Annotated in this window: 13 protein-coding genes, 9 tRNA genes and 6 rRNA genes; all 28 read right to left on the bottom strand. The window is 46.3% G+C overall.

From position 1 onward, the window contains the following. Nucleotide 1: 1 nt before the first annotated feature. Entirely contained in the window at nt 2-1,381 is a 1,380-nt protein-coding gene (radA, locus tag MHB79_RS00590; RefSeq protein ID WP_034620767.1) for a DNA repair protein RadA, read from the bottom strand. 92 nt (nt 1,382-1,473) lie between these two features. After that, nucleotides 1,474-3,909: an ATP-dependent protease ATP-binding subunit ClpC gene (clpC, locus tag MHB79_RS00585; RefSeq protein ID WP_003216969.1), complete on the bottom strand. Its 2,436-nt coding sequence runs from the start codon at nt 3,907-3,909 to the stop codon at nt 1,474-1,476. Continuing rightward, complete coding sequence (locus MHB79_RS00580) at nt 3,906-4,997, bottom strand: protein arginine kinase (protein WP_003217181.1); 1,092 nt, start codon at nt 4,995-4,997, stop codon at nt 3,906-3,908. The genes clpC and MHB79_RS00580 overlap by 4 nt, the downstream gene beginning before the upstream one ends. A gap of 4 nt (nt 4,998-5,001) precedes the next feature. Next, a complete protein-coding gene (locus MHB79_RS00575; protein WP_034620770.1) occupies nt 5,002-5,559 on the bottom strand; it encodes a UvrB/UvrC motif-containing protein in 558 nt (185 codons plus the stop codon). 14 nt (nt 5,560-5,573) lie between these two features. Beyond that, nucleotides 5,574-6,038 (bottom strand): CtsR family transcriptional regulator, encoded by a 465-nt coding sequence (locus tag MHB79_RS00570; RefSeq protein ID WP_003217184.1) that lies wholly within the window; start codon nt 6,036-6,038, stop codon nt 5,574-5,576. A gap of 177 nt (nt 6,039-6,215) precedes the next feature. Continuing rightward, nucleotides 6,216-6,331: ribosomal RNA gene (rrf, locus tag MHB79_RS00565) — 5S ribosomal RNA — on the bottom strand. A 61-nt stretch (nt 6,332-6,392) separates the two neighbouring features. Further along, nucleotides 6,393-9,323 (bottom strand): 23S ribosomal RNA (locus MHB79_RS00560). Between the two features lie 182 nt (nt 9,324-9,505). Then, nucleotides 9,506-11,054 (bottom strand): 16S ribosomal RNA (locus MHB79_RS00555). 127 nt (nt 11,055-11,181) lie between these two features. Next, nucleotides 11,182-11,257: transfer RNA gene (locus MHB79_RS00550), tRNA-Ala, on the bottom strand. 8 nt (nt 11,258-11,265) lie between these two features. Beyond that, nucleotides 11,266-11,342, bottom strand: a tRNA-Pro gene (locus MHB79_RS00545). Nucleotides 11,343-11,349: 7 nt separating this feature from the next. Then, nucleotides 11,350-11,426, bottom strand: a tRNA-Arg gene (locus MHB79_RS00540). Between the two features lie 11 nt (nt 11,427-11,437). Continuing rightward, nucleotides 11,438-11,523, bottom strand: a tRNA-Leu gene (locus MHB79_RS00535). A gap of 12 nt (nt 11,524-11,535) precedes the next feature. Further along, nucleotides 11,536-11,607, bottom strand: a tRNA-Gly gene (locus MHB79_RS00530). A 30-nt stretch (nt 11,608-11,637) separates the two neighbouring features. Then, nucleotides 11,638-11,720 (bottom strand) — tRNA-Leu (locus MHB79_RS00525). Between the two features lie 8 nt (nt 11,721-11,728). After that, nucleotides 11,729-11,804 (bottom strand) — tRNA-Lys (locus MHB79_RS00520). A gap of 37 nt (nt 11,805-11,841) precedes the next feature. Then, nucleotides 11,842-11,917, bottom strand: a tRNA-Thr gene (locus MHB79_RS00515). A 33-nt stretch (nt 11,918-11,950) separates the two neighbouring features. Continuing rightward, nucleotides 11,951-12,026 (bottom strand) — tRNA-Val (locus MHB79_RS00510). A gap of 792 nt (nt 12,027-12,818) precedes the next feature. Then, nucleotides 12,819-12,934: ribosomal RNA gene (gene rrf, locus MHB79_RS00505) — 5S ribosomal RNA — on the bottom strand. Between the two features lie 61 nt (nt 12,935-12,995). Further along, nucleotides 12,996-15,926, bottom strand: a 23S ribosomal RNA gene (locus MHB79_RS00500). 182 nt (nt 15,927-16,108) lie between these two features. Continuing rightward, nucleotides 16,109-17,657, bottom strand: a 16S ribosomal RNA gene (locus MHB79_RS00495). The 16S, 23S and 5S rRNA genes sit together here with 9 tRNA genes alongside, the layout of an rRNA operon. A gap of 344 nt (nt 17,658-18,001) precedes the next feature. Continuing rightward, nucleotides 18,002-19,501 carry a lysine--tRNA ligase gene (gene lysS, locus MHB79_RS00490; protein ID WP_003217915.1) on the bottom strand — a complete coding sequence of 500 codons (1,500 nt, stop codon included), beginning with the start codon at nt 19,499-19,501 and terminating at the stop codon, nt 18,002-18,004. 90 nt (nt 19,502-19,591) lie between these two features. Further along, nucleotides 19,592-20,593, bottom strand: a complete 1,002-nt coding sequence (gene dusB, locus MHB79_RS00485; RefSeq protein ID WP_003217922.1) for a tRNA dihydrouridine synthase DusB — start codon at nt 20,591-20,593, stop codon at nt 19,592-19,594. Continuing rightward, nucleotides 20,586-20,819 (bottom strand): helix-turn-helix domain-containing protein, encoded by a 234-nt coding sequence (locus MHB79_RS00480; RefSeq protein WP_003217963.1) that lies wholly within the window; start codon nt 20,817-20,819, stop codon nt 20,586-20,588. The genes dusB and MHB79_RS00480 overlap by 8 nt, the downstream gene beginning before the upstream one ends. Continuing rightward, on the bottom strand, nt 20,771-21,274 hold the full coding sequence (gene folK, locus MHB79_RS00475) for a 2-amino-4-hydroxy-6-hydroxymethyldihydropteridine diphosphokinase (protein ID WP_137055654.1): 504 nt from the start codon (nt 21,272-21,274) through the stop codon (nt 20,771-20,773). Before folK ends, MHB79_RS00480 begins: the two co-directional genes overlap by 49 nt. Continuing rightward, a complete protein-coding gene (gene folB / locus MHB79_RS00470; protein WP_034620891.1) occupies nt 21,271-21,633 on the bottom strand; it encodes a dihydroneopterin aldolase in 363 nt (120 codons plus the stop codon). The genes folK and folB overlap by 4 nt, the downstream gene beginning before the upstream one ends. Next, nucleotides 21,626-22,483: a dihydropteroate synthase gene (gene folP / locus MHB79_RS00465; RefSeq protein WP_340988668.1), complete on the bottom strand. Its 858-nt coding sequence runs from the start codon at nt 22,481-22,483 to the stop codon at nt 21,626-21,628. Before folP ends, folB begins: the two co-directional genes overlap by 8 nt. A 9-nt stretch (nt 22,484-22,492) precedes the next feature. Then, nucleotides 22,493-23,341 carry an aminodeoxychorismate lyase gene (gene pabC, locus MHB79_RS00460; protein ID WP_340988666.1) on the bottom strand — a complete coding sequence of 283 codons (849 nt, stop codon included), beginning with the start codon at nt 23,339-23,341 and terminating at the stop codon, nt 22,493-22,495. Further along, the gene (gene pabA, locus MHB79_RS00455; protein ID WP_340988664.1) at nt 23,338-23,931 is read right to left on the bottom strand and encodes an aminodeoxychorismate/anthranilate synthase component II; all 594 of its coding nucleotides are present in this window, start codon (nt 23,929-23,931) and stop codon (nt 23,338-23,340) included. The genes pabC and pabA overlap by 4 nt, the downstream gene beginning before the upstream one ends. Between the last annotated feature and the right edge of the window lie 13 nt (nt 23,932-23,944).

The following is a 23,944-nucleotide window of genomic DNA, read 5'->3' as shown; positions in this document are numbered from 1 at the left end:
TCTATGATCCCCCTAGTGAAATTCGAAGTGCCTCCGCTACATTTTCTACACCGACTAACTCAATCCCTCTCGGCTTTTTCCATCCATCTATATTCGCCTGAGGAATAAACATTCGCTTAAATCCAAGTTTCGCAGCTTCCTGCACACGCTGTTCAATTCTTGATACTCTTCTGACTTCTCCCGTCAGACCGACCTCTCCTATAAAACAATCCGCTTGATGCGGCGCTGCGTCTTTAAAGCTTGATGCAATACTGACCGCAATGGCCAAGTCAATCGCCGGTTCGTCAAGCTTCACACCGCCTGCAACCTTTAAATACGCATCTTGATTTTGCAGCAGCAGTCCGACACGTTTTTCTAAAACCGCCATGAGCAGTGACACTCGATTATGATCAAGACCAGTGGCCATTCTGCGCGGATTCCCAAAGCTTGTCGGTGAAATTAATGCTTGTATCTCGACAAGAACAGGTCTTGTTCCTTCCATTGAGGCAACAACACACGAACCAGATACACCTGCCGAACGTTCTTCTAAGAAAATTTCGGATGGGTTTAATACTTCCGTGAGCCCTTCCTCTCTCATTTCAAAAATCCCTAGTTCATTCGTTGAACCAAATCGGTTTTTCACCGCACGCAAGATACGAAACGTATGATGACGCTCGCCTTCAAAATAAAGAACCGTGTCCACCATATGCTCTAAAAGGCGTGGACCTGCGATCGAGCCTTCTTTGGTCACGTGACCAACGATAAATATTGGAATCCCATTTGTCTTGGCAATTTTCATCAGCTGTGCTGTACATTCTCTCACTTGAGATACAGACCCAGGAGCTGACGTAATATCGCTTTGATAAACGGTTTGAATCGAATCCACCACGACAAAAGCGGGTTTCATCTCTTGTATAGCAGACGTTATATACTCCATATCGGTTTCAGCCAAAACATGTAAAGAGGTGCTTTTTATGCCAAGGCGGTCCGCTCTTAGCTTCGTTTGTTTAATGGACTCCTCACCAGATATGTATAATACATTCTGATTTTTGTCTGAGAGCTGTGCTGATACTTGTAATAATAATGTGGACTTCCCAATCCCAGGATCTCCGCCAATGAGAACAAGAGAGCCTTTGACAATTCCACTTCCTAATACTCGGTTAAATTCTTCTAAATTCGTTTTGATTCGGGGTTCATCAGATGTTTCAATTGCAGATATAGGTGAAGGTTTTTGAATGGTTTGAACAGAATGATTAAAAGCACTTCGACGGTTTGCCGGCTCTTTGCGAACGACCTCTTCTGTCATACTGTTCCACGTGCCGCAGCCTGGACATTTCCCCATCCATTTGGCTGACTCATAACCGCACGATTGGCATATAAATTTTGATTTTGTCTTAGCCATAGATTGAAGAATACAACTCCTTATACTGGTCAGAAATAAGTAAAGGGAGGCATACACCTGACTGGTATGCCTCACACTTTTTTCTTACTATATTAGTTCGTAGCAGCCGTCGTTTTTACGACAATTTCTCCATCTTCCACATCTAATACGATTTGTTGACCTTTTTCAATATTGCCCTTCAGAAGCTCCTCAGAAAGTCGATCTTCCACATGCTTTTGAATCGCTCTTCTTAACGGACGCGCACCGTACTCAAGGTCTACACCTTCGTCGGCAATCTTCGCTTTTGCTGCTTCTGTCAATTCGATTGAAAGGTCTTGTTCTTTTAATCGTTTCGTCAATTGATCAGACATGAGAGACACGATCTCTTTTAGATGTTTCTTTTCAAGAGAATGGAAGACAATGATTTCATCAATACGGTTGATGAATTCTGGTCTAAACGCACGTTTCAACTCGCCCATCACTTTGCCTTTCATATCCTTGTAATTTTGACCTTCATCCTGCACATTAAAGCCAACATATTTATTTCGCTTCAGTTCACTAGCTCCAACGTTGGATGTCATGATTAAAATCGTGTTTCTAAAGTCAACAGTACGCCCTTTAGAATCAGTCAGACGACCATCCTCTAACACTTGCAGTAAGATGTTGAATACATCTGGATGCGCCTTTTCAATCTCATCTAAAAGCACAACAGAATAAGGTTTTCTTCTCACTTTTTCAGTCAGTTGTCCGCCTTCTTCATAGCCAACATAGCCTGGAGGTGACCCAACAAGTCTAGATGTAGAGTGTTTTTCCATGTATTCAGACATATCGATACGAATCATCGCTTCTTCATCACCGAAAATAGACTCTGCGAGTGCTCTTGCAAGCTCCGTTTTACCAACTCCTGTTGGGCCTAAGAAGATAAATGAGCCGATTGGACGTTTTGGATCTTTTAAGCCAGCACGCGCACGTCTCACAGCTTTTGCTACAGCGACAACTGCTTCATCCTGCCCAATTACACGAGAATGGAGTAATTGTTCCATATTTAGAAGCTTATCTGTTTCGGTTTGGGCAATTTTTGAAACAGGCACTCCCGTCCAGCTAGAGACAACCATTGCGATATCATCCACTGATACCTCTGAATTCTCCTGACCTTGCTTTTCTTTCCAAGATTTCTTTGTGACTTCTACTTTTTCACGCAAACGCTGCTCTGTATCGCGAAGAGAAGCTGCTTTTTCAAATTCCTGACTTTGAACAGCCGCATCCTTTTCCTTGCGTACTTCATCTAGCTTTTGCTCTAGTTCTTTTAGGTTAGGCGGTGTTGTGAAAGAACGTAAGCGGACTTTCGACCCTGCCTCATCAATTAAATCAATCGCCTTATCTGGAAGGAAACGATCAGATATATAACGGTCAGATAACTTCACCGCCGCCTCAATCGCTTCATCTGTAATGGACACACGGTGATGTGCCTCATAACGATCTCTAAGTCCTCTTAAAATTTGAATACTTTCATCAACAGATGGCTGATCTACTTGAATTGGCTGGAAACGTCGTTCAAGCGCAGCATCCTTTTCAATATATTTACGGTACTCATCTAACGTTGTCGCCCCAATACATTGAAGCTCTCCACGTGCTAAGGATGGTTTGAGAATATTAGATGCGTCAATCGCACCCTCTGCTCCACCAGCACCAATCAATGTATGAAGCTCATCAATGAAGAGAATGATATTTCCTGCCTGACGAATTTCGTCCATGACTTTTTTCAAGCGATCCTCAAATTCACCACGATATTTCGTTCCCGCTACAACAGTTCCCATATCAAGCGTCATCACTCGTTTATCGCGCAGGATTTCAGGCACTTCATTATGAATAATTTGCTGTGCCAGACCTTCAGCAATGGCTGTTTTACCAACACCAGGCTCACCAATCAGCACAGGGTTATTCTTTGTTCTTCTGCTTAGAACCTCGATGACACGCTGAATTTCTTTGCTTCGTCCAATGACAGGGTCCAAGCTATCTTCTTTCGCAATCGCTGTTAAATCTCTTGCCAAGCTATCTAATGTTGGTGTATTTGCATTGCTGTTAGAGCCAGCGGCAGATGCACCTGTTTCATTGCTGCCAAGCAGCTGTAGGACTTGCTGACGTGCTTTATTTAAGCTCACTCCGAGGTTATTTAACACGCGGGCAGCTACACCCTCTCCCTCGCGAATAAGACCTAATAGAATATGTTCTGTCCCTACATAGGAATGACCTAGCTTTCTTGCTTCATCCATTGAAAGCTCAGTGACCTTCTTCGCTCTAGGCGTATAATGAGGAATAGCTTGAGACACCTCTTGCCCTCTTCCAATCAAGCTTTCGACTTCTTTTTGGATTTTATCTGAAACAAGGCCCAGTGCTTCTAACGCTTTTGCGGCGATGCCCTCACCCTCACGAACTAGACCAAGTAAAATGTGTTCAGTACCAATGTTCTTATGGCCTAGGCGAATGGCTTCTTCTTGTGCAAGTGCTAATACCTTTTGAGCTCTTTCAGTGAATCTTCCAAACATCATATCGTTTCATCCTCCTGTCCATTCCTATGCATTTCTAAACGCAGCCTTTCTCTAATAATCGCTGCTCGTTTTATATCTCGTTCATTTGGCTCCAGAGCTCCTCCTGAATATTGTTGAAGAAAGCCAGGCTGTGTCAAAATCATGAGTTCATTCAGTATATTACTTGAAAGCCCCTTAATGATACCTAAATCAATTCCAAGGCGCACATCTGACAAACACTTTGCTGTTTCCTTTGATTCAATCATACGACAATTGGACAAAATCCCTAACGAACGGTACACTCTGTCCTCAAGTTCAATTTTAGATGTTTGATATAACGCTTTTCGTGCAGATCGCTCTTGTTCAATGAGCTGAGCGGTCACACTATTTAAATCATCTACAATGTCTTCTTCTGATTGACCAAGTGTCATTTGATTTGAAATTTGAAAGATGTTCCCTATTGCTTCGCTGCCTTCACCATAAATTCCTCTGACTACAAGACCTAATTGATTAATCGCCGGAATAATCCGATTCATTTGTCTTGTGAGGGCTAAAGCTGGTAAATGCATCATGACCGAAGCCCTAATACCTGTACCTACATTCGTTGGACAGCTTGTTAAGTATCCTCGCTTTTCAGAAAACGCATAATCCACTTGCTCTTCAATCCAGTCATCTATCTGGTTAGCTGCTTTCAGTGCATTGGCTAGTTGGAATCCTGGAAATAAGCATTGGATCCGAATATGGTCTTCTTCATTCAGCATCACACTGATTTCTTCATTTTCAGAAAGCAAACAACCGCCAAATCTTGATTCTGCTAAGTTTGGGCTGATCAAATGCTTTTCAACAAGTACCCTCTTTGCTAAAGGCTGTGTTTCATTCATTCGAATCAGAACAAAGTTTCCGATGTCCTTCACTTCCTGGCTAGCAAACTTTTGCTCGAATTGCTGGAGAACAGCTTCAGCCTCTTCCTGAGAAAACTGAGTTGGGAAACGAACATGCTCTAGATTGCGCGCTAGCCTGATTCGACTGCTTAGAACAATGTCACTTTCTGGTCCTTTTTGTTTCATCCATTGACTTAAAGCGTCTTGAATAAAATGCTGGAGCGACATGTTGTTAATCTCCCTCCCTCTGCTGAGATTGCTCATGCTCTAATGCACGAATTTGATCTCGAACTTCCGCTGCTTTTTCAAACTCTTCTTGTTCAATTAACTGCTTTAGCTCTTGCTGCATCAACTCAAGTTTCCGGCGCACATGAAGACTGCCGGCAATCCGTTTAGGCACTTTTCCATGATGGACTGTATTTCCACTATGGACTTTCCGTAAAACAGGGTTTAGATACTGATCAAATGAACGATAGCATTCTGCACAGCCAAAACGGCCTGTTTTTCTGAATTGTTGAAAGGTTAAGCCACATTTAGGACATTGATCCACTTCTCTCGCTTCTTGAAAAATGGATGATCCCTTATTCGCACTTGTGGTAAAGCTAGGATCAATATTCAGTAAGCCTGATAATAGGTTGTGAATCGAGAAACCTTGGTTTCCACTCATAGCATATGAATCACTGTTTTCTTTTGCACATTGTTCACATATGTGCATTTCCTGTTTTTCTCCATTTATAACTTTCGTAAAGTGAAAAGTGGCTGGTCTCTCATTGCATTCTTGACAAATCAATCTTTTCACCCGCTTTACTTTAATTTCAAAGCATTTAACATCGCTTTCATCATCCGAGCCCGTAATTCATCCCGTTCAGGTAAATCAATGTGCAAAACAGAACGGTCCATGACACTGATCATCATCTTTGCTTCTCTTTCAGATAAAATGTTATTTTCGACAAGACGCATGATGATATGATCAGAGGCAGCCTGTGATAAACGATGATATATTTGGGAAATAATATTGTTCAATAAGTCGACTTCATCATTCATTTTGACTTTAATGATGCGGATATAGCCACCGCCGCCACGCTTACTTTCAACGATATAGCCTCTCTCGCTCGTAAAGCGTGTATTGATAACATAGTTAATTTGTGAAGGTACGCATTGAAACTTATCTGCAATTTCATTGCGCTTAATTTCTAATATTTCTCGACCATTCTGATCCAAGACTTCTTTCAAATACTGCTCGATGATATCAGAAATATTTTGTGCCACTCCGCCTCCTCCTCCATTGACTTTGACTATATTTGACTTTAATCTTACTATAAATTTTTTCGGTCGATTTTTCAAGATAATCGCTCAACTAAGAATATTATTTCCACATTTATATGGTGTCAAACCTCTCAAAAACACAAAAAAGACCAGTTCCGTATGGAACTGATCCTTATACAAGCTTGGCGGCGTCCTACTCTCACAGGGGGAGACCCCCAACTACCATCGGCGCTGAAGAGCTTAACTTCCGTGTTCGGTATGGGAACGGGTGTGACCTCTTCGCTATCGCCACCAAACCTGATGGAGAGAATGTTCTCTCAAAACTAGATAACAATGTTCAAGCTTCACATTAGAATATAGGTTAAGTCCTCGATCTATTAGTATCTGTCAGCTCCACGTGTCACCACGCTTCCACCTCAGACCTATCAACCTGATCATCTTTCAGGGATCTTACTTCCTTGCGGAATGGGAAATCTCATCTTGAGGGGGGCTTCATGCTTAGATGCTTTCAGCACTTATCCCGTCCGCACATAGCTACCCAGCGATGCCCTTGGCAGAACAACTGGTACACCAGCGGTGCGTCCATCCCGGTCCTCTCGTACTAAGGACAGCTCCTCTCAAATTTCCTGCGCCCGCGACGGATAGGGACCGAACTGTCTCACGACGTTCTGAACCCAGCTCGCGTACCGCTTTAATGGGCGAACAGCCCAACCCTTGGGACCGACTACAGCCCCAGGATGCGATGAGCCGACATCGAGGTGCCAAACCTCCCCGTCGATGTGGACTCTTGGGGGAGATAAGCCTGTTATCCCCGGGGTAGCTTTTATCCGTTGAGCGATGGCCCTTCCATGCGGAACCACCGGATCACTAAGCCCGACTTTCGTCCCTGCTCGACTTGTAGGTCTCGCAGTCAAGCTCCCTTGTGCCTTTACACTCTGCGAATGATTTCCAACCATTCTGAGGGAACCTTTGGGCGCCTCCGTTACATTTTAGGAGGCGACCGCCCCAGTCAAACTGCCCACCTGACACTGTCTCCCTGCCCGATAAGGGCAGCGGGTTAGAAGGTCAATACAGCCAGGGTAGTATCCCACCGATGCCTCCACCGAAGCTAGCGCTCCGGTTTCCAAGGCTCCTACCTATCCTGTACAAGCTGTACCAACATTCAATATCAGGCTGCAGTAAAGCTCCACGGGGTCTTTCCGTCCTGTCGCGGGTAACCTGCATCTTCACAGGTACTATAATTTCACCGAGTCTCTCGTTGAGACAGTGCCCAGATCGTTGCGCCTTTCGTGCGGGTCGGAACTTACCCGACAAGGAATTTCGCTACCTTAGGACCGTTATAGTTACGGCCGCCGTTTACTGGGGCTTCAATTCGCACCTTCGCTTACGCTAAGCGCTCCTCTTAACCTTCCAGCACCGGGCAGGCGTCAGCCCCTATACTTCGCCTTACGGCTTCGCAGAGACCTGTGTTTTTGCTAAACAGTCGCCTGGGCCTATTCACTGCGGCTTCTCGGGGCTTTAACACCCTAAGAAGCACCCCTTCTCCCGAAGTTACGGGGTCATTTTGCCGAGTTCCTTAACGAGAGTTCTCTCGATCACCTTAGGATTCTCTCCTCGCCTACCTGTGTCGGTTTGCGGTACGGGCACCTCTCACCTCGCTAGAGGCTTTTCTTGGCAGTGTGGAATCAGGAACTTCGCTACTAAATTTCGCTCGCCATCACAGCTCAGCCTTCACGGGAAACGGATTTGCCTATTTCCCAGCCTAACTGCTTGGACGCGGATATCCAATACCGCGCTTACCCTATCCTCCTGCGTCCCCCCATTGCTCAAATGGTGAGGAGGTGGTACAGGAATATCAACCTGTTGTCCATCGCCTACGCCTTTCGGCCTCGGCTTAGGTCCCGACTAACCCTGAGCGGACGAGCCTTCCTCAGGAAACCTTAGGCATTCGGTGGACGGGATTCTCACCCGTCTTTCGCTACTCATACCGGCATTCTCACTTCTAAGCGCTCCACCAGTCCTTCCGGTCTGACTTCACAGCACTTAGAACGCTCTCCTACCACTGTTCGTAAGAACAGTCCGCAGCTTCGGTGATACGTTTAGCCCCGGTACATTTTCGGCGCAGAGTCACTCGACCAGTGAGCTATTACGCACTCTTTAAATGGTGGCTGCTTCTAAGCCAACATCCTGGTTGTCTAAGCAACTCCACATCCTTTTCCACTTAACGTATACTTTGGGACCTTAGCTGGCGGTCTGGGCTGTTTCCCTTTCGACTACGGATCTTATCACTCGCAGTCTGACTCCCAAGGATAAGTCATCGGCATTCGGAGTTTGACTGAATTCGGTAACCCGGTAGGGGCCCCTAGTCCAATCAGTGCTCTACCTCCGAGACTCTTACCTTGAGGCTAGCCCTAAAGCTATTTCGGAGAGAACCAGCTATCTCCAGGTTCGATTGGCATTTCACCCCTACCCACACCTCATCCCCGCACTTTTCAACGTGCGTGGGTTCGGGCCTCCATTCAGTGTTACCTGAACTTCACCCTGGACATGGGTAGATCACCTGGTTTCGGGTCTACGACCACGTACTCATGCGCCCTATTCAGACTCGCTTTCGCTGCGGCTCCGCATCTTCTGCTTAACCTTGCACGGGATCGTAACTCGCCGGTTCATTCTACAAAAGGCACGCCATCACCCTTTAACGGGCTCTGACTACTTGTAGGCACACGGTTTCAGGATCTATTTCACTCCCCTTCCGGGGTGCTTTTCACCTTTCCCTCACGGTACTGGTTCACTATCGGTCACTAGGGAGTATTTAGCCTTGGGAGATGGTCCTCCCGGATTCCGACGGAATTTCACGTGTTCCGCCGTACTCAGGATCCACTCTGGAGAGAACAACATTTCAGTTACAGGGCTGTTACCTTCTTTGGCGGGCCTTTCCAGACCTCTTCGCTTATATCGTTCCTTTGTAACTCCGTATAGAGTGTCCTACAACCCCAAGAGGCAAGCCTCTTGGTTTGGGCTGTTCCCGTTTCGCTCGCCGCTACTCAGGGAATCGCATTTGCTTTCTCTTCCTCCGGGTACTTAGATGTTTCAGTTCCCCGGGTATGCCTTCTCATACTCTATGTATTCAAGTATGGATACTACTCCATTACGAGCAGTGGGTTTCCCCATTCGGAAATCTCCGGATCAAAGCTTGCTTACAGCTCCCCGAAGCATATCGGTGTTCGTCCCGTCCTTCATCGGCTCCTAGTGCCAAGGCATCCACCGTGCGCCCTTTCTAACTTAACCATTTCTTACTTTAGAAAGAATCACTATGTGTGATGAACTTTGCATTGCATTCAATGTGAATGTATTACTTATTGTTATCTAGTTTTCAAAGAACAATCCTGTCTCGCTAGAGACATGTCTTGAAGGAATGATCCTTCAAAACTAAACAAGACGAAAACGCACGCTGCTCCATATATCCTTAGAAAGGAGGTGATCCAGCCGCACCTTCCGATACGGCTACCTTGTTACGACTTCACCCCAATCATCTGCCCCACCTTCGGCGGCTGGCTCCATAAAGGTTACCTCACCGACTTCGGGTGTTGCAAACTCTCGTGGTGTGACGGGCGGTGTGTACAAGGCCCGGGAACGTATTCACCGCGGCATGCTGATCCGCGATTACTAGCGATTCCAGCTTCACGCAGTCGAGTTGCAGACTGCGATCCGAACTGAGAACAGATTTATGGGATTGGCTAAACCTTGCGGTCTCGCAGCCCTTTGTTCTGTCCATTGTAGCACGTGTGTAGCCCAGGTCATAAGGGGCATGATGATTTGACGTCATCCCCACCTTCCTCCGGTTTGTCACCGGCAGTCACCTTAGAGTGCCCAACTAAATGCTGGCAACTAAGATCAAGGGTTGCGCTCGTTGCGGGACTTAACCCAACATCTCACGACACGAGCTGACGACAACCATGCACCACCTGTCACTCTGTCCCCGAAGGGAAAGCCCTATCTCTAGGGTTGTCAGAGGATGTCAAGACCTGGTAAGGTTCTTCGCGTTGCTTCGAATTAAACCACATGCTCCACCGCTTGTGCGGGCCCCCGTCAATTCCTTTGAGTTTCAGTCTTGCGACCGTACTCCCCAGGCGGAGTGCTTAATGCGTTAGCTGCAGCACTAAGGGGCGGAAACCCCCTAACACTTAGCACTCATCGTTTACGGCGTGGACTACCAGGGTATCTAATCCTGTTCGCTCCCCACGCTTTCGCTCCTCAGCGTCAGTTACAGACCAGAGAGTCGCCTTCGCCACTGGTGTTCCTCCACATCTCTACGCATTTCACCGCTACACGTGGAATTCCACTCTCCTCTTCTGCACTCAAGTTTCCCAGTTTCCAATGACCCTCCCCGGTTGAGCCGGGGGCTTTCACATCAGACTTAAGAAACCGCCTGCGAGCCCTTTACGCCCAATAATTCCGGACAACGCTTGCCACCTACGTATTACCGCGGCTGCTGGCACGTAGTTAGCCGTGGCTTTCTGGTTAGGTACCGTCAAGGTGCGAGCAGTTACTCTCGCACTTGTTCTTCCCTAACAACAGAGCTTTACGATCCGAAAACCTTCATCACTCACGCGGCGTTGCTCCGTCAGACTTTCGTCCATTGCGGAAGATTCCCTACTGCTGCCTCCCGTAGGAGTCTGGGCCGTGTCTCAGTCCCAGTGTGGCCGATCACCCTCTCAGGTCGGCTACGCATCGTCGCCTTGGTGAGCCATTACCCCACCAACTAGCTAATGCGCCGCGGGTCCATCTGTAAGTGACAGCCGAAACCGTCTTTCATCCTTGAACCATGCGGTTCAAGGAACTATCCGGTATTAGCTCCGGTTTCCCGGAGTTATCCCAATCTTACAGGCAGGTTACCCACGTGTTACTCACCCGTCCGCCGCTAACATCCGGGAGCAAGCTCCCTTCTGTCCGCTCGACTTGCATGTATTAGGCACGCCGCCAGCGTTCGTCCTGAGCCAGGATCAAACTCTCCGAAAAAGTACAAAACCGAAGTTTTGTTTTTCGTCAGTGTTTGACTGACTACCTATGATATAACATAGGATTTTTTTATAAAAACTCGAATTAACAGGTACGTTTTGTCTTGTTTAGTTTTCAAAGATCATATTGGTGGAGCCTAGCGGGATCGAACCGCTGACCTCCTGCGTGCAAGGCAGGCGCTCTCCCAGCTGAGCTAAGGCCCCATAAAAGATGGTCGGGAAGACAGGATTCGAACCTGCGACCCCTTGGTCCCAAACCAAGTGCTCTACCAAGCTGAGCTACTTCCCGATCTTAATGGCGCGCCCGAGAGGAGTCGAACCCCTAACCTTTTGATCCGTAGTCAAACGCTCTATCCAATTGAGCTACGGGCGCTTATTGTATAATGCCGAGGGCCGGACTTGAACCGGCACGGTAGTCACCTACCGCAGGATTTTAAGTCCTGTGTGTCTGCCAATTCCACCACCCCGGCGTGGATGGTATAAGCGGAAGACGGGATTCGAACCCGCGACCCCCACCTTGGCAAGGTGGTGTTCTACCACTGAACTACTTCCGCATTACAGGATTTCTTTATTTTATTTGGCAATGCGGGTGAAGGGACTTGAACCCCCACGTCATAAAGACACTAGATCCTAAGTCTAGCGCGTCTGCCAATTCCGCCACACCCGCATGAAACATGGTGAGCCATGAAGGACTCGAACCTTCGACCCTCTGATTAAAAGTCAGATGCTCTACCAACTGAGCTAATGGCTCGCTTTAAAAGCGACTTGTCTATCTTACCATATGAAACTGGTGCCGGCAAGAGGACTTGAACCCCCAACCTACTGATTACAAGTCAGTTGCTCTACCAGTTGAGCTACACCGGCTTTATCTATCCTAACATTATGTAAGAATAAATATGGTGGAGGATGACGGGCTCGAACCGCCGACCCTCTGCTTGTAAGGCAGATGCTCTCCCAGCTGAGCTAATCCTCCATATTGTGTTGTCATTTCGAATGTCTCTCGATCCGACAAGTAGTATTATATAACGATAAGATATTGTTTGTAAAGACTTTTTTAAAATAATTTTTGAATTTATTTTAACGTTGTTTTTTTCATCTTTTCGTTAAGGCACCTAAAGAAGTTTACCACTTGTCTCATCATTTTAAAAGTCTTTTTTTCATTTTTTTATGTTTTTTTGTTAAAAAGTGCTCTAATAAAGCTTTATTGGTGTGAAATGACCCTTTTCATGCTTTTTATATGCTTGTTTTCTTCAATATATCTTCTCATACAAATCATCTAGAGAAGGGATTCTTTTATTATTTTATTTTTCTGAGAAATCATTTTCATGCAAAAATATCCGTAAATGATGCTGTTCTTTACCATCTTCAATATTAAAGTGTTACTTGGTTAACAAGTTAGTTATTGATTCTTTCTTGTTCTTACTTAGAGCGGGCGAAAAAATTGACTGAAGGTGCTATATGTTCTTTGGTAATACTCAGTTATCTAGTGTGTCTCTAAACAGCCCTCTGTATCTGGTTGCCAAAGAAAATTCTTATTGGCTGCTTTCTATGCTTTTGATCTTCATCCTAAACAAATTGAACGACCGATCCACACAACAGCTGCGTTGTTCAATGAGAATACATGAAAGTGAGACGAACAGAAAAATTAATTGATCGATGAGGCTTACTACATCATCACTTCTCACTTTACAAAGTGATTTAATAGAAGTAATTTTTTCAAAAACACAAAAAAGACCAGTTCCGTATGGAACTGATCCTTATACAAGCTTGGCGGCGTCCTACTCTCACAGGGGGAGACCCCCAACTACCATCGGCGCTGAAGAGCTTAACTTCCGTGTTCGGTATGGGAACGGGTGTGACCTCTTCGCTATCGCCACCAAACCTGATGGAGAGAATGTTCTCTCAAAACTAGATAACAATGTTCAAGCTTCACATTAGAATATAGGTTAAGTCCTCGATCTATTAGTATCTGTCAGCTCCACGTGTCACCACGCTTCCACCTCAGACCTATCAACCTGATCATCTTTCAGGGATCTTACTTCCTTGCGGAATGGGAAATCTCATCTTGAGGGGGGCTTCATGCTTAGATGCTTTCAGCACTTATCCCGTCCGCACATAGCTACCCAGCGATGCCCTTGGCAGAACAACTGGTACACCAGCGGTGCGTCCATCCCGGTCCTCTCGTACTAAGGACAGCTCCTCTCAAATTTCCTGCGCCCGCGACGGATAGGGACCGAACTGTCTCACGACGTTCTGAACCCAGCTCGCGTACCGCTTTAATGGGCGAACAGCCCAACCCTTGGGACCGACTACAGCCCCAGGATGCGATGAGCCGACATCGAGGTGCCAAACCTCCCCGTCGATGTGGACTCTTGGGGGAGATAAGCCTGTTATCCCCGGGGTAGCTTTTATCCGTTGAGCGATGGCCCTTCCATGCGGAACCACCGGATCACTAAGCCCGACTTTCGTCCCTGCTCGACTTGTAGGTCTCGCAGTCAAGCTCCCTTGTGCCTTTACACTCTGCGAATGATTTCCAACCATTCTGAGGGAACCTTTGGGCGCCTCCGTTACATTTTAGGAGGCGACCGCCCCAGTCAAACTGCCCACCTGACACTGTCTCCCTGCCCGATAAGGGCAGCGGGTTAGAAGGTCAATACAGCCAGGGTAGTATCCCACCGATGCCTCCACCGAAGCTAGCGCTCCGGTTTCCAAGGCTCCTACCTATCCTGTACAAGCTGTACCAACATTCAATATCAGGCTGCAGTAAAGCTCCACGGGGTCTTTCCGTCCTGTCGCGGGTAACCTGCATCTTCACAGGTACTATAATTTCACCGAGTCTCTCGTTGAGACAGTGCCCAGATCGTTGCGCCTTTCGTGCGGGTCGGAACTTACCCGACAAGGAATTTCGCTACCTTAGGACCGTTATAGTTACGGCCGCCGTTTACTGGGGCTTCAATTCGCACCTTCGCTTACGCTAAGCGCTCCTCTTAACCTTCCAGCACCGGGCAGGCGTCAGCCCCTATACTTCGCCTTACGGCTTCGCAGAGACCTGTGTTTTTGCTAAACAGTCGCCTGGGCCTATTCACTGCGGCTTCTCGGGGCTTTAACACCCTAAGAAGCACCCCTTCTCCCGAAGTTACGGGGTCATTTTGCCGAGTTCCTTAACGAGAGTTCTCTCGATCACCTTAGGATTCTCTCCTCGCCTACCTGTGTCGGTTTGCGGTACGGGCACCTCTCACCTCGCTAGAGGCTTTTCTTGGCAGTGTGGAATCAGGAACTTCGCTACTAAATTTCGCTCGCCATCACAGCTCAGCCTTCACGGGAAACGGATTTGCCTATTTCCCAGCCTAACTGCTTGGACGCGGATATCCAATACCGCGCTTACCCTATCCTCCTGCGTCCCCCCATTGCTCAAATGGTGAGGAGGTGGTACAGGAATATCAACCTGTTGTCCATCGCCTACGCCTTTCGGCCTCGGCTTAGGTCCCGACTAACCCTGAGCGGACGAGCCTTCCTCAGGAAACCTTAGGCATTCGGTGGACGGGATTCTCACCCGTCTTTCGCTACTCATACCGGCATTCTCACTTCTAAGCGCTCCACCAGTCCTTCCGGTCTGACTTCACAGCACTTAGAACGCTCTCCTACCACTGTTCGTAAGAACAGTCCGCAGCTTCGGTGATACGTTTAGCCCCGGTACATTTTCGGCGCAGAGTCACTCGACCAGTGAGCTATTACGCACTCTTTAAATGGTGGCTGCTTCTAAGCCAACATCCTGGTTGTCTAAGCAACTCCACATCCTTTTCCACTTAACGTATACTTTGGGACCTTAGCTGGCGGTCTGGGCTGTTTCCCTTTCGACTACGGATCTTATCACTCGCAGTCTGACTCCCAAGGATAAGTCATCGGCATTCGGAGTTTGACTGAATTCGGTAACCCGGTAGGGGCCCCTAGTCCAATCAGTGCTCTACCTCCGAGACTCTTACCTTGAGGCTAGCCCTAAAGCTATTTCGGAGAGAACCAGCTATCTCCAGGTTCGATTGGCATTTCACCCCTACCCACACCTCATCCCCGCACTTTTCAACGTGCGTGGGTTCGGGCCTCCATTCAGTGTTACCTGAACTTCACCCTGGACATGGGTAGATCACCTGGTTTCGGGTCTACGACCACGTACTCATGCGCCCTATTCAGACTCGCTTTCGCTGCGGCTCCGCATCTTCTGCTTAACCTTGCACGGGATCGTAACTCGCCGGTTCATTCTACAAAAGGCACGCCATCACCCTTTAACGGGCTCTGACTACTTGTAGGCACACGGTTTCAGGATCTATTTCACTCCCCTTCCGGGGTGCTTTTCACCTTTCCCTCACGGTACTGGTTCACTATCGGTCACTAGGGAGTATTTAGCCTTGGGAGATGGTCCTCCCGGATTCCGACGGAATTTCACGTGTTCCGCCGTACTCAGGATCCACTCTGGAGAGAACAACATTTCAGTTACAGGGCTGTTACCTTCTTTGGCGGGCCTTTCCAGACCTCTTCGCTTATATCGTTCCTTTGTAACTCCGTATAGAGTGTCCTACAACCCCAAGAGGCAAGCCTCTTGGTTTGGGCTGTTCCCGTTTCGCTCGCCGCTACTCAGGGAATCGCATTTGCTTTCTCTTCCTCCGGGTACTTAGATGTTTCAGTTCCCCGGGTATGCCTTCTCATACTCTATGTATTCAAGTATGGATACTACTCCATTACGAGCAGTGGGTTTCCCCATTCGGAAATCTCCGGATCAAAGCTTGCTTACAGCTCCCCGAAGCATATCGGTGTTCGTCCCGTCCTTCATCGGCTCCTAGTGCCAAGGCATCCACCGTGCGCCCTTTCTAACTTAACCATTTCTTACTTTAGAAAGAATCACTATGTGTGATGAACTTTGCATTGCATTCAATGTGAATGTATTACTTATTGTTATCTAGTTTTCAAAGAACAATCCTGTCTCGCTAGAGACATGTCTTGAAGGAATGATCCTTCAAAACTAAACAAGACGAAAACGCACGCTGCTCCATATATCCTTAGAAAGGAGGTGATCCAGCCGCACCTTCCGATACGGCTACCTTGTTACGACTTCACCCCAATCATCTGCCCCACCTTCGGCGGCTGGCTCCATAAAGGTTACCTCACCGACTTCGGGTGTTGCAAACTCTCGTGGTGTGACGGGCGGTGTGTACAAGGCCCGGGAACGTATTCACCGCGGCATGCTGATCCGCGATTACTAGCGATTCCAGCTTCACGCAGTCGAGTTGCAGACTGCGATCCGAACTGAGAACAGATTTATGGGATTGGCTAAACCTTGCGGTCTCGCAGCCCTTTGTTCTGTCCATTGTAGCACGTGTGTAGCCCAGGTCATAAGGGGCATGATGATTTGACGTCATCCCCACCTTCCTCCGGTTTGTCACCGGCAGTCACCTTAGAGTGCCCAACTAAATGCTGGCAACTAAGATCAAGGGTTGCGCTCGTTGCGGGACTTAACCCAACATCTCACGACACGAGCTGACGACAACCATGCACCACCTGTCACTCTGTCCCCGAAGGGAAAGCCCTATCTCTAGGGTTGTCAGAGGATGTCAAGACCTGGTAAGGTTCTTCGCGTTGCTTCGAATTAAACCACATGCTCCACCGCTTGTGCGGGCCCCCGTCAATTCCTTTGAGTTTCAGTCTTGCGACCGTACTCCCCAGGCGGAGTGCTTAATGCGTTAGCTGCAGCACTAAGGGGCGGAAACCCCCTAACACTTAGCACTCATCGTTTACGGCGTGGACTACCAGGGTATCTAATCCTGTTCGCTCCCCACGCTTTCGCTCCTCAGCGTCAGTTACAGACCAGAGAGTCGCCTTCGCCACTGGTGTTCCTCCACATCTCTACGCATTTCACCGCTACACGTGGAATTCCACTCTCCTCTTCTGCACTCAAGTTTCCCAGTTTCCAATGACCCTCCCCGGTTGAGCCGGGGGCTTTCACATCAGACTTAAGAAACCGCCTGCGAGCCCTTTACGCCCAATAATTCCGGACAACGCTTGCCACCTACGTATTACCGCGGCTGCTGGCACGTAGTTAGCCGTGGCTTTCTGGTTAGGTACCGTCAAGGTGCGAGCAGTTACTCTCGCACTTGTTCTTCCCTAACAACAGAGCTTTACGATCCGAAAACCTTCATCACTCACGCGGCGTTGCTCCGTCAGACTTTCGTCCATTGCGGAAGATTCCCTACTGCTGCCTCCCGTAGGAGTCTGGGCCGTGTCTCAGTCCCAGTGTGGCCGATCACCCTCTCAGGTCGGCTACGCATCGTCGCCTTGGTGAGCCATTACCCCACCAACTAGCTAATGCGCCGCGGGTCCATCTGTAAGTGACAGCCGAAACCGTCTTTCATCCTTGAACCATGCGGTTCAAGGAACTATCCGGTATTAGCTCCGGTTTCCCGGAGTTATCCCAATCTTACAGGCAGGTTACCCACGTGTTACTCACCCGTCCGCCGCTAACATCCGGGAGCAAGCTCCCTTCTGTCCGCTCGACTTGCATGTATTAGGCACGCCGCCAGCGTTCGTCCTGAGCCAGGATCAAACTCTCCGAAAAAGTACAAAACCGAAGTTTTGTTTTTCGTCAGCGTTTGACTGACTACCTATGATGTTTCATAGGATTTTTTTATAAAAACTCGAATTAACAGGTACGTTTTGTCTTGTTTAGTTTTCAAAGATCATTTTCGTTATCGCTCGTAAGCGACTTTAATATCTTAACATTTCGTATCGGTTAAAGTCAAGAAGTTTTTTCAATTTCTTTTTTTAACCTCGTTGCTGTTTTGCGGCAACGAATAATAATATACCACCTTGATTCTTTCCTTGCAATAGTTTTTTTAAAAAAAGTTTCATTTTATGAAAAATAAAAAGCGCCATAGTTAAAATGGCGCTTTAATTGATGTATTAGCGGTTTCTCATTTGTGGGAAAAGCAGTACATCTCTGATTGATGGAGAATTTGTTAATAGCATGATTAACCGGTCGATACCGATTCCTAGTCCGCCTGTTGGAGGCATACCATATTCTAATGCTTCAACAAAATCGTCATCCATTAGATGCGCTTCGTCATTTCCTTCTTCACGTTCTTTTAATTGAGCTTCGAATCGTTCTCTTTGATCGATTGGATCGTTTAGCTCTGTGAATGCATTAGCATGTTCACGGCGTACGATAAATAGCTCAAAGCGATCAGTGAAGCGAGGATCTTCAGGATTTTTCTTAGCTAATGGAGAAATCTCCACTGGGTGTCCGTAAATAAAGGTAGGCTGCACCAATGTTTCCTCAACTTTTTGCTCGAAGAACTCATTGATGATATGACCTACTGTCATGTTTTTCGTAATTTCAATTCCGTGATCAGCTGCATGCTGTTTCGCTTCTTCTATAGACATCTCCTGCCAGAAGTCTACACCAGTTGCTTCTTTGACCGCTTCAACCATATGGAGTCTTTTCCATTCAGGCTTGAGATCAATTTCATCTTCTCCATATTGAATCGTGGTTGTCCCTAGTACCTCTTCGGCAATATGAGCAATCAGGTTTTCAGTTAGGTTCATGATGTCTTTGTAATCTGCGTAAGCTTCGTACAGCTCGATCATAGTGAATTCTGGGTTATGACGAGTTGATACACCTTCGTTACGGAATACACGGCCAATCTCGTATACTTTCTCTAGGCCACCGACAATGAGGCGTTTTAAGTGCAATTCAATCGCAATACGCATATAGAGCGGCATATCCAGTGCATTATGATGAGTAATGAAAGGACGTGCTGATGCACCACCAGGGATGCTGTGCATAGTTGGTGTTTCAACTTCTAGGTATCCTTTAGAATCTAAGTATCTTCTCATAGATTGAATGATCTTGCTTCGCATAATGAACGTCTGCTTACTTTCTGGATTTACAATTAGGTCAAGGTAGCGTTGACGATAGCGTTGTTCAACATCTTTTAATCCATGATATTTATCAGGAAGCGGGCGAAGTGCTTTTGTGAGAACCTCAAAGCTAGTCGCTTTAATAGAAAGTTCTCCTACATTCGTTTTAAATACCGCTCCTGTTACACCGATAATATCACCTAGGTCTGAGCTTTTGAATAATTCGTAAGCTTCTTCTCCTACACTATCTTTACGAACGTAGATTTGAATTTGTCCTTCTAAGTCTTGTATATGCGCAAAGCCAGCTTTCCCTTTTCCACGCTTTGTCATCATACGTCCAGCGATTGTCACTTGGGCAGACTTTTCTTCTAAGTCTTCTTTAGAAAACTCATCGTATTCTGCAATAATTTGTGCAGATTGATGAGAACGGTCATATCGTTCACCGAATGGATCGATACCCTCTTCTCTCATTTTATTCATTTTGTCACGTCTGACCTGGAATTGGTCATTTAATTCTTCGTTATTAAGCCCTTCATTACTCATTTATATCACTCCAATAATGTATTTTGCAGAGAAAAGCAGAAAAACTGCCAGTACATGCACTAGCAGTGAGCTACAAAAAGAAAGATAGTCTTATCCTACTTTTATACTTTGAAGCTCTTTTGCCTCGGCTTCGATCGTAAAGTCATCAAGAACTTGTACAAGCTCCGCTCTCGTTTCGCTTTGATTGATTTGATTTCTCACGTCCGCATTGCCTCGGACACCTTTTAAGTACCATGCTGCGTGCTTTCTCATTTCTCTGACAGCCACATGCTCGCCTTTTAGATCAATGAGTCTGTCTAAGTGAAGCTTGCACACTGACATCTTCTCACGTACATTTGGCTCTTCTTTCAGTTCACCCGTTTCTAAATAATGAACCGTTCGATAGATCATCCACGGGTTTCCTAGTGCGGCTCTTCCGATCATGACAGCATCTACACCCGTTTCATCAAGCATACGTTTTGCATCTTGAGGGGTTTTAACATCTCCATTGCCGATGACAGGAATGGAAACAGATTGTTTGACCTCTTTTATAATATCCCAATTCGCTGTTCCTTCGTACATCTGCACACGTGTCCGCCCGTGAAGCGCAACCGCTTGTCCACCTGCTCGTTCAACAGCACGGGCATTGTCGATAGCGAAGATATGATCTTCGTCCCAGCCCATTCTCATTTTCACCGTAACAGGTTTATCTACAGCATCTACAACAGCAGAGACCATTTCATAAATCTTGTTTGGATCAAGCAGCCATTTCGCTCCTGCATCACATTTCGTAATCTTCGGTACAGGACAGCCCATGTTGATATCAATAATGTCCGCTGTGGTATTCTGGTCTACAAACTTTGCTGCTTCAACGAGAGTGTCTTTTTCACCTCCAAATATCTGAAGGCTCAAAGGCTTTTCCCGTTCATCAATGTATAGCATACCCATTGTTCTTGCATTGTTGATCAGGATCGCCTTGTCACTGATCATTTCAGCGCAGACTAAACCTGCTCCAAACTCTTTCACTGTCAGTCTGAAGGCAGAGTTGCACACACCAGCCATAGGTGCGAGCACCACTTTGTTTTTAATGTCGATATCTCCGATTTTAAACATCATTTCCCCTCCTTCCTTCTTCAAGAATTGGTGAAAGTTCTTCCACCGTTATATTTAAAGCATCTGCTATTTGATCAACCAATTGGTTTGTTGGTAATCGATTGCCTCGCTCAATTTCTCCTAAGACAGAGACAGAGATGCCCAGTCTTTTCGCGAACCCTTCCTGAGTATACCCTTTTAGCTTTCGGTATGCACGAATTCTTCTACCCCACATATCTTTTTCCATATGCTTACACCTTCTTGGTCTGTTACGGCATTTATTTGTACTTCGCCGATTTCTGGGCAAATCTCACTCATCGGAACGAGAACGAATAAACGTTCGTACATTCTAGGATGTGGCACTACAAGCTGTTCTGTTTCAATATTTTCACGATTATAAAGTAAAATGTCAAGGTCAGCCGTTCGCGGTCCCCATCTCACTTCTCTTGTTCTGCCTAACTCTTGCTCGATTTTCTGAGTAAGTGTCAGTAGTTCATGCGGACGAAGCGAGGTGGAAATTTTCACAGCCATATTTAAAAAGTCATCTTGGTTTTCGTAACCTACAGGTGTTGTTTCATATATAGATGAGATTGATTCTACTTGAACCTCTGGATGTTCGTGCAGTTTTTTGACGGCTTCTTTTAAATAGGTTTCCTTTTTCCCTATGTTCGAACCTAAAGCGATGTATGCGGTATTGTTCATGCGCGCGATCTCGTCATTTCAATGGCAACGGACTGATAGTGTCCTGGAATTGGCGGATCTGGTTTGATCACCTTCACTGTACATTCCTGAACTGTCGGGAAGTCCTTTAACACTTGGCTCGCAATTCTTTCTGTCAGTGTTTCAACGAGGTTGACTGATTCACCCTCTACAATGCTTTTGCAGATATGGTAGAGCTCTGCATAATTGATCGTCTCATTGAGGTCATCCGTTTGTCCGGCTTTACTTAAATCAAGTGAAGCTGTTAAATCCACACGGAACCGCTGTCCTAATTTATTTTCTTCTGCAAATACGCCATGGTAGCCGTAAAATTCCATTCCATTTACATATACTTTATCGATGATAAGCGCCTCCTTTATTCAACATGGCATCCATCATTTTTGCCATTCTTGCGATTTCTTTTACATCATGTACACGAACCATCGCACTGCCTTTTTGAATCCCAAGGCAGACCGTAGCCCCCGTTCCTTCAGTACGTTCTTCCGGTGGCAGGTCTAAGACAGCTCCGATGAATCGTTTTCGAGATGTAGCTAAGAGCAGTGGATACCCAAGGTAACAAAAATGTTCGAGTTCATTCATGACCATCAGGTTGTCCTCTTTATTTTTCGCAAACCCTACACCTGGGTCTAATATGATCATGTCATCACGGACACCCGCTTGTTTCGCAATTTGAACACTTTCTTTCAAATCTGCGATCATATCTGAAATTAGATGTGTATAGTTTCGCTCTGGCCGATTGTGCATTAAAATAATCGGCACATTGTGCTTCGCTGCCACATGCGCCATTTGAGGATCTGCCTTCGCTCCCCATACATCATTGATGATGGAAGCTCCGGCTTTCACTGCTTCATCTGCCACATGGGCTTTATACGTATCAATGGAAATCGGTACATCCAATTCTTTTGTGATCTTTTCAATGACGGGAATGACTCTTGAAAGCTCCTCTTGTTCTGAGACAAACGCCGCTCCCGGACGAGTCGATTCTCCGCCTATATCAATGATATGTGCCCCGTCCTCTATCAGCTGCGCTGCATGAGCCAGCGCTTTATCCACTTGATTAAACTTTCCTCCATCTGAAAAAGAGTCAGGTGTGACATTTAAAATGCCCATGACCAATGTCTTTTCTTCATAACTAAGGGTGTGGTGCTTGGCTTGTATGATTTTAGGCTGTTTTATCACTTGTTGTGTCATTGTGTCCACCTACTCTTTATGTTCTAGACGTTCTTTTTTATATTGTGTTCTCAATTTTGTTGAGATGATCCGGCTGTTTTGGGAAAAGGAGATTTCCCCTATACTTCTGAAAGGCACAATCCCTTGAACAGAATTGGTCATCCATGCCTCATCAGCTGATAGTAAATGCGAGACTGGGTATCGCCCTACTTTTAGTGAAACCTCCATCGCTTGGAGTGTTTCGATACAATATCGACGAGTGACCCCATTTAAAATGCCTGTATCAAGTGACGGTGTATAAATCACATCGCCTTTTCGCCAAAATACATTGGAGGTAATGCCTTCTGCCACATCATTTTCTTTTGTTAAAAAGATGCCTTCTAACGACGGATCATTCCCCACTTCTCTTTTAGCCAGCAGGTTGTTCATATAATGATGAGACTTGAGGCGCCTTGAACCTTCCGGCGTATTTCTTCTCGTTTGAAGAATGACTCCCTGCTTCTCATCTAAAATAGATTCGGGCCGGAATGGAGAGATCATGACAAACACGACAGGCTCTTCATAAGGATCTGCTGAAAATCCATTGCCTCTGCCTGCAGAAACATTGAAGCGAATTCTCGCATGACCACCGGCTATTTCGTTTTTATTTAGTAAGGTATGAATGATGTCGAGTACAAATGGTTTCTCTATTGTGGATTCGATGCAAAGGTCACGCAATGATTGATTGAGCCTTTCAAGGTGCCAATCTAACAGAAAGACTTGTCCTGCCAGGCTGGTAAATGTTTCGAATACACCGATGCCATATAGAAAACCATGATCAAAAGGAGAAAGAGTCGCGTCTTTCTCCTCTATATACTGACCGTTCAGATAAATGATCATGCGTTTACTTCATGCCCCTTTTTACGATAGGTTTCAATGAAATTTTTCAGCATTTCTTTTCCGAAGGACGTCATAATCGATTCAGGATGAAACTGTACACTTTCAATTGGTAGCTCTTTATGGCGAATGGCCATGAGCTCGCCTTCCTTTGTACTGGCTGTTGCGTCAAAGCACTCCGGCAGCGTCTCGTTTTTGACAATTAACGAATGATATCTCGTTGCGACGAGCGGATTTTGGAGTCCAGTGAAGACACCTTTTCCGTCATGTTCAATCTCTGACGTTTTACCATGCATTAAGCGTTCAGCACGAACGACATCCCCTCCAAAGACTTGCGCAATGGATTGATGCCCCAGGCACACACCGAAGATCGGAATACTTCCCGCAAAGTGCTTGATTGCCTCCATACTAATTCCCGCTTCATCAGGACTGCATGGCCCTGGAGAAATCATGAGAAAATCTGGCTGAAGCTTTTCAATTTCTTGAATGGTTACTTGATCATTCCGTTTCACAATCAATTCTTCTCCAAGCTCACCTAAATACTGGACCAGGTTGTACGTAAATGAATCATAATTATCAATCATTAATATCATGCTCTGCTCACCT

Source organism: Bacillus sp. FSL M7-0558 (assembly GCF_038003245.1).
Taxonomy (GTDB): domain Bacteria; phylum Bacillota; class Bacilli; order Bacillales; family Bacillaceae; genus Bacillus; species Bacillus pumilus.
Note: the sequence above shows the minus strand (reverse complement) of the source record. Positions and strands in the feature narration are given on the sequence as shown.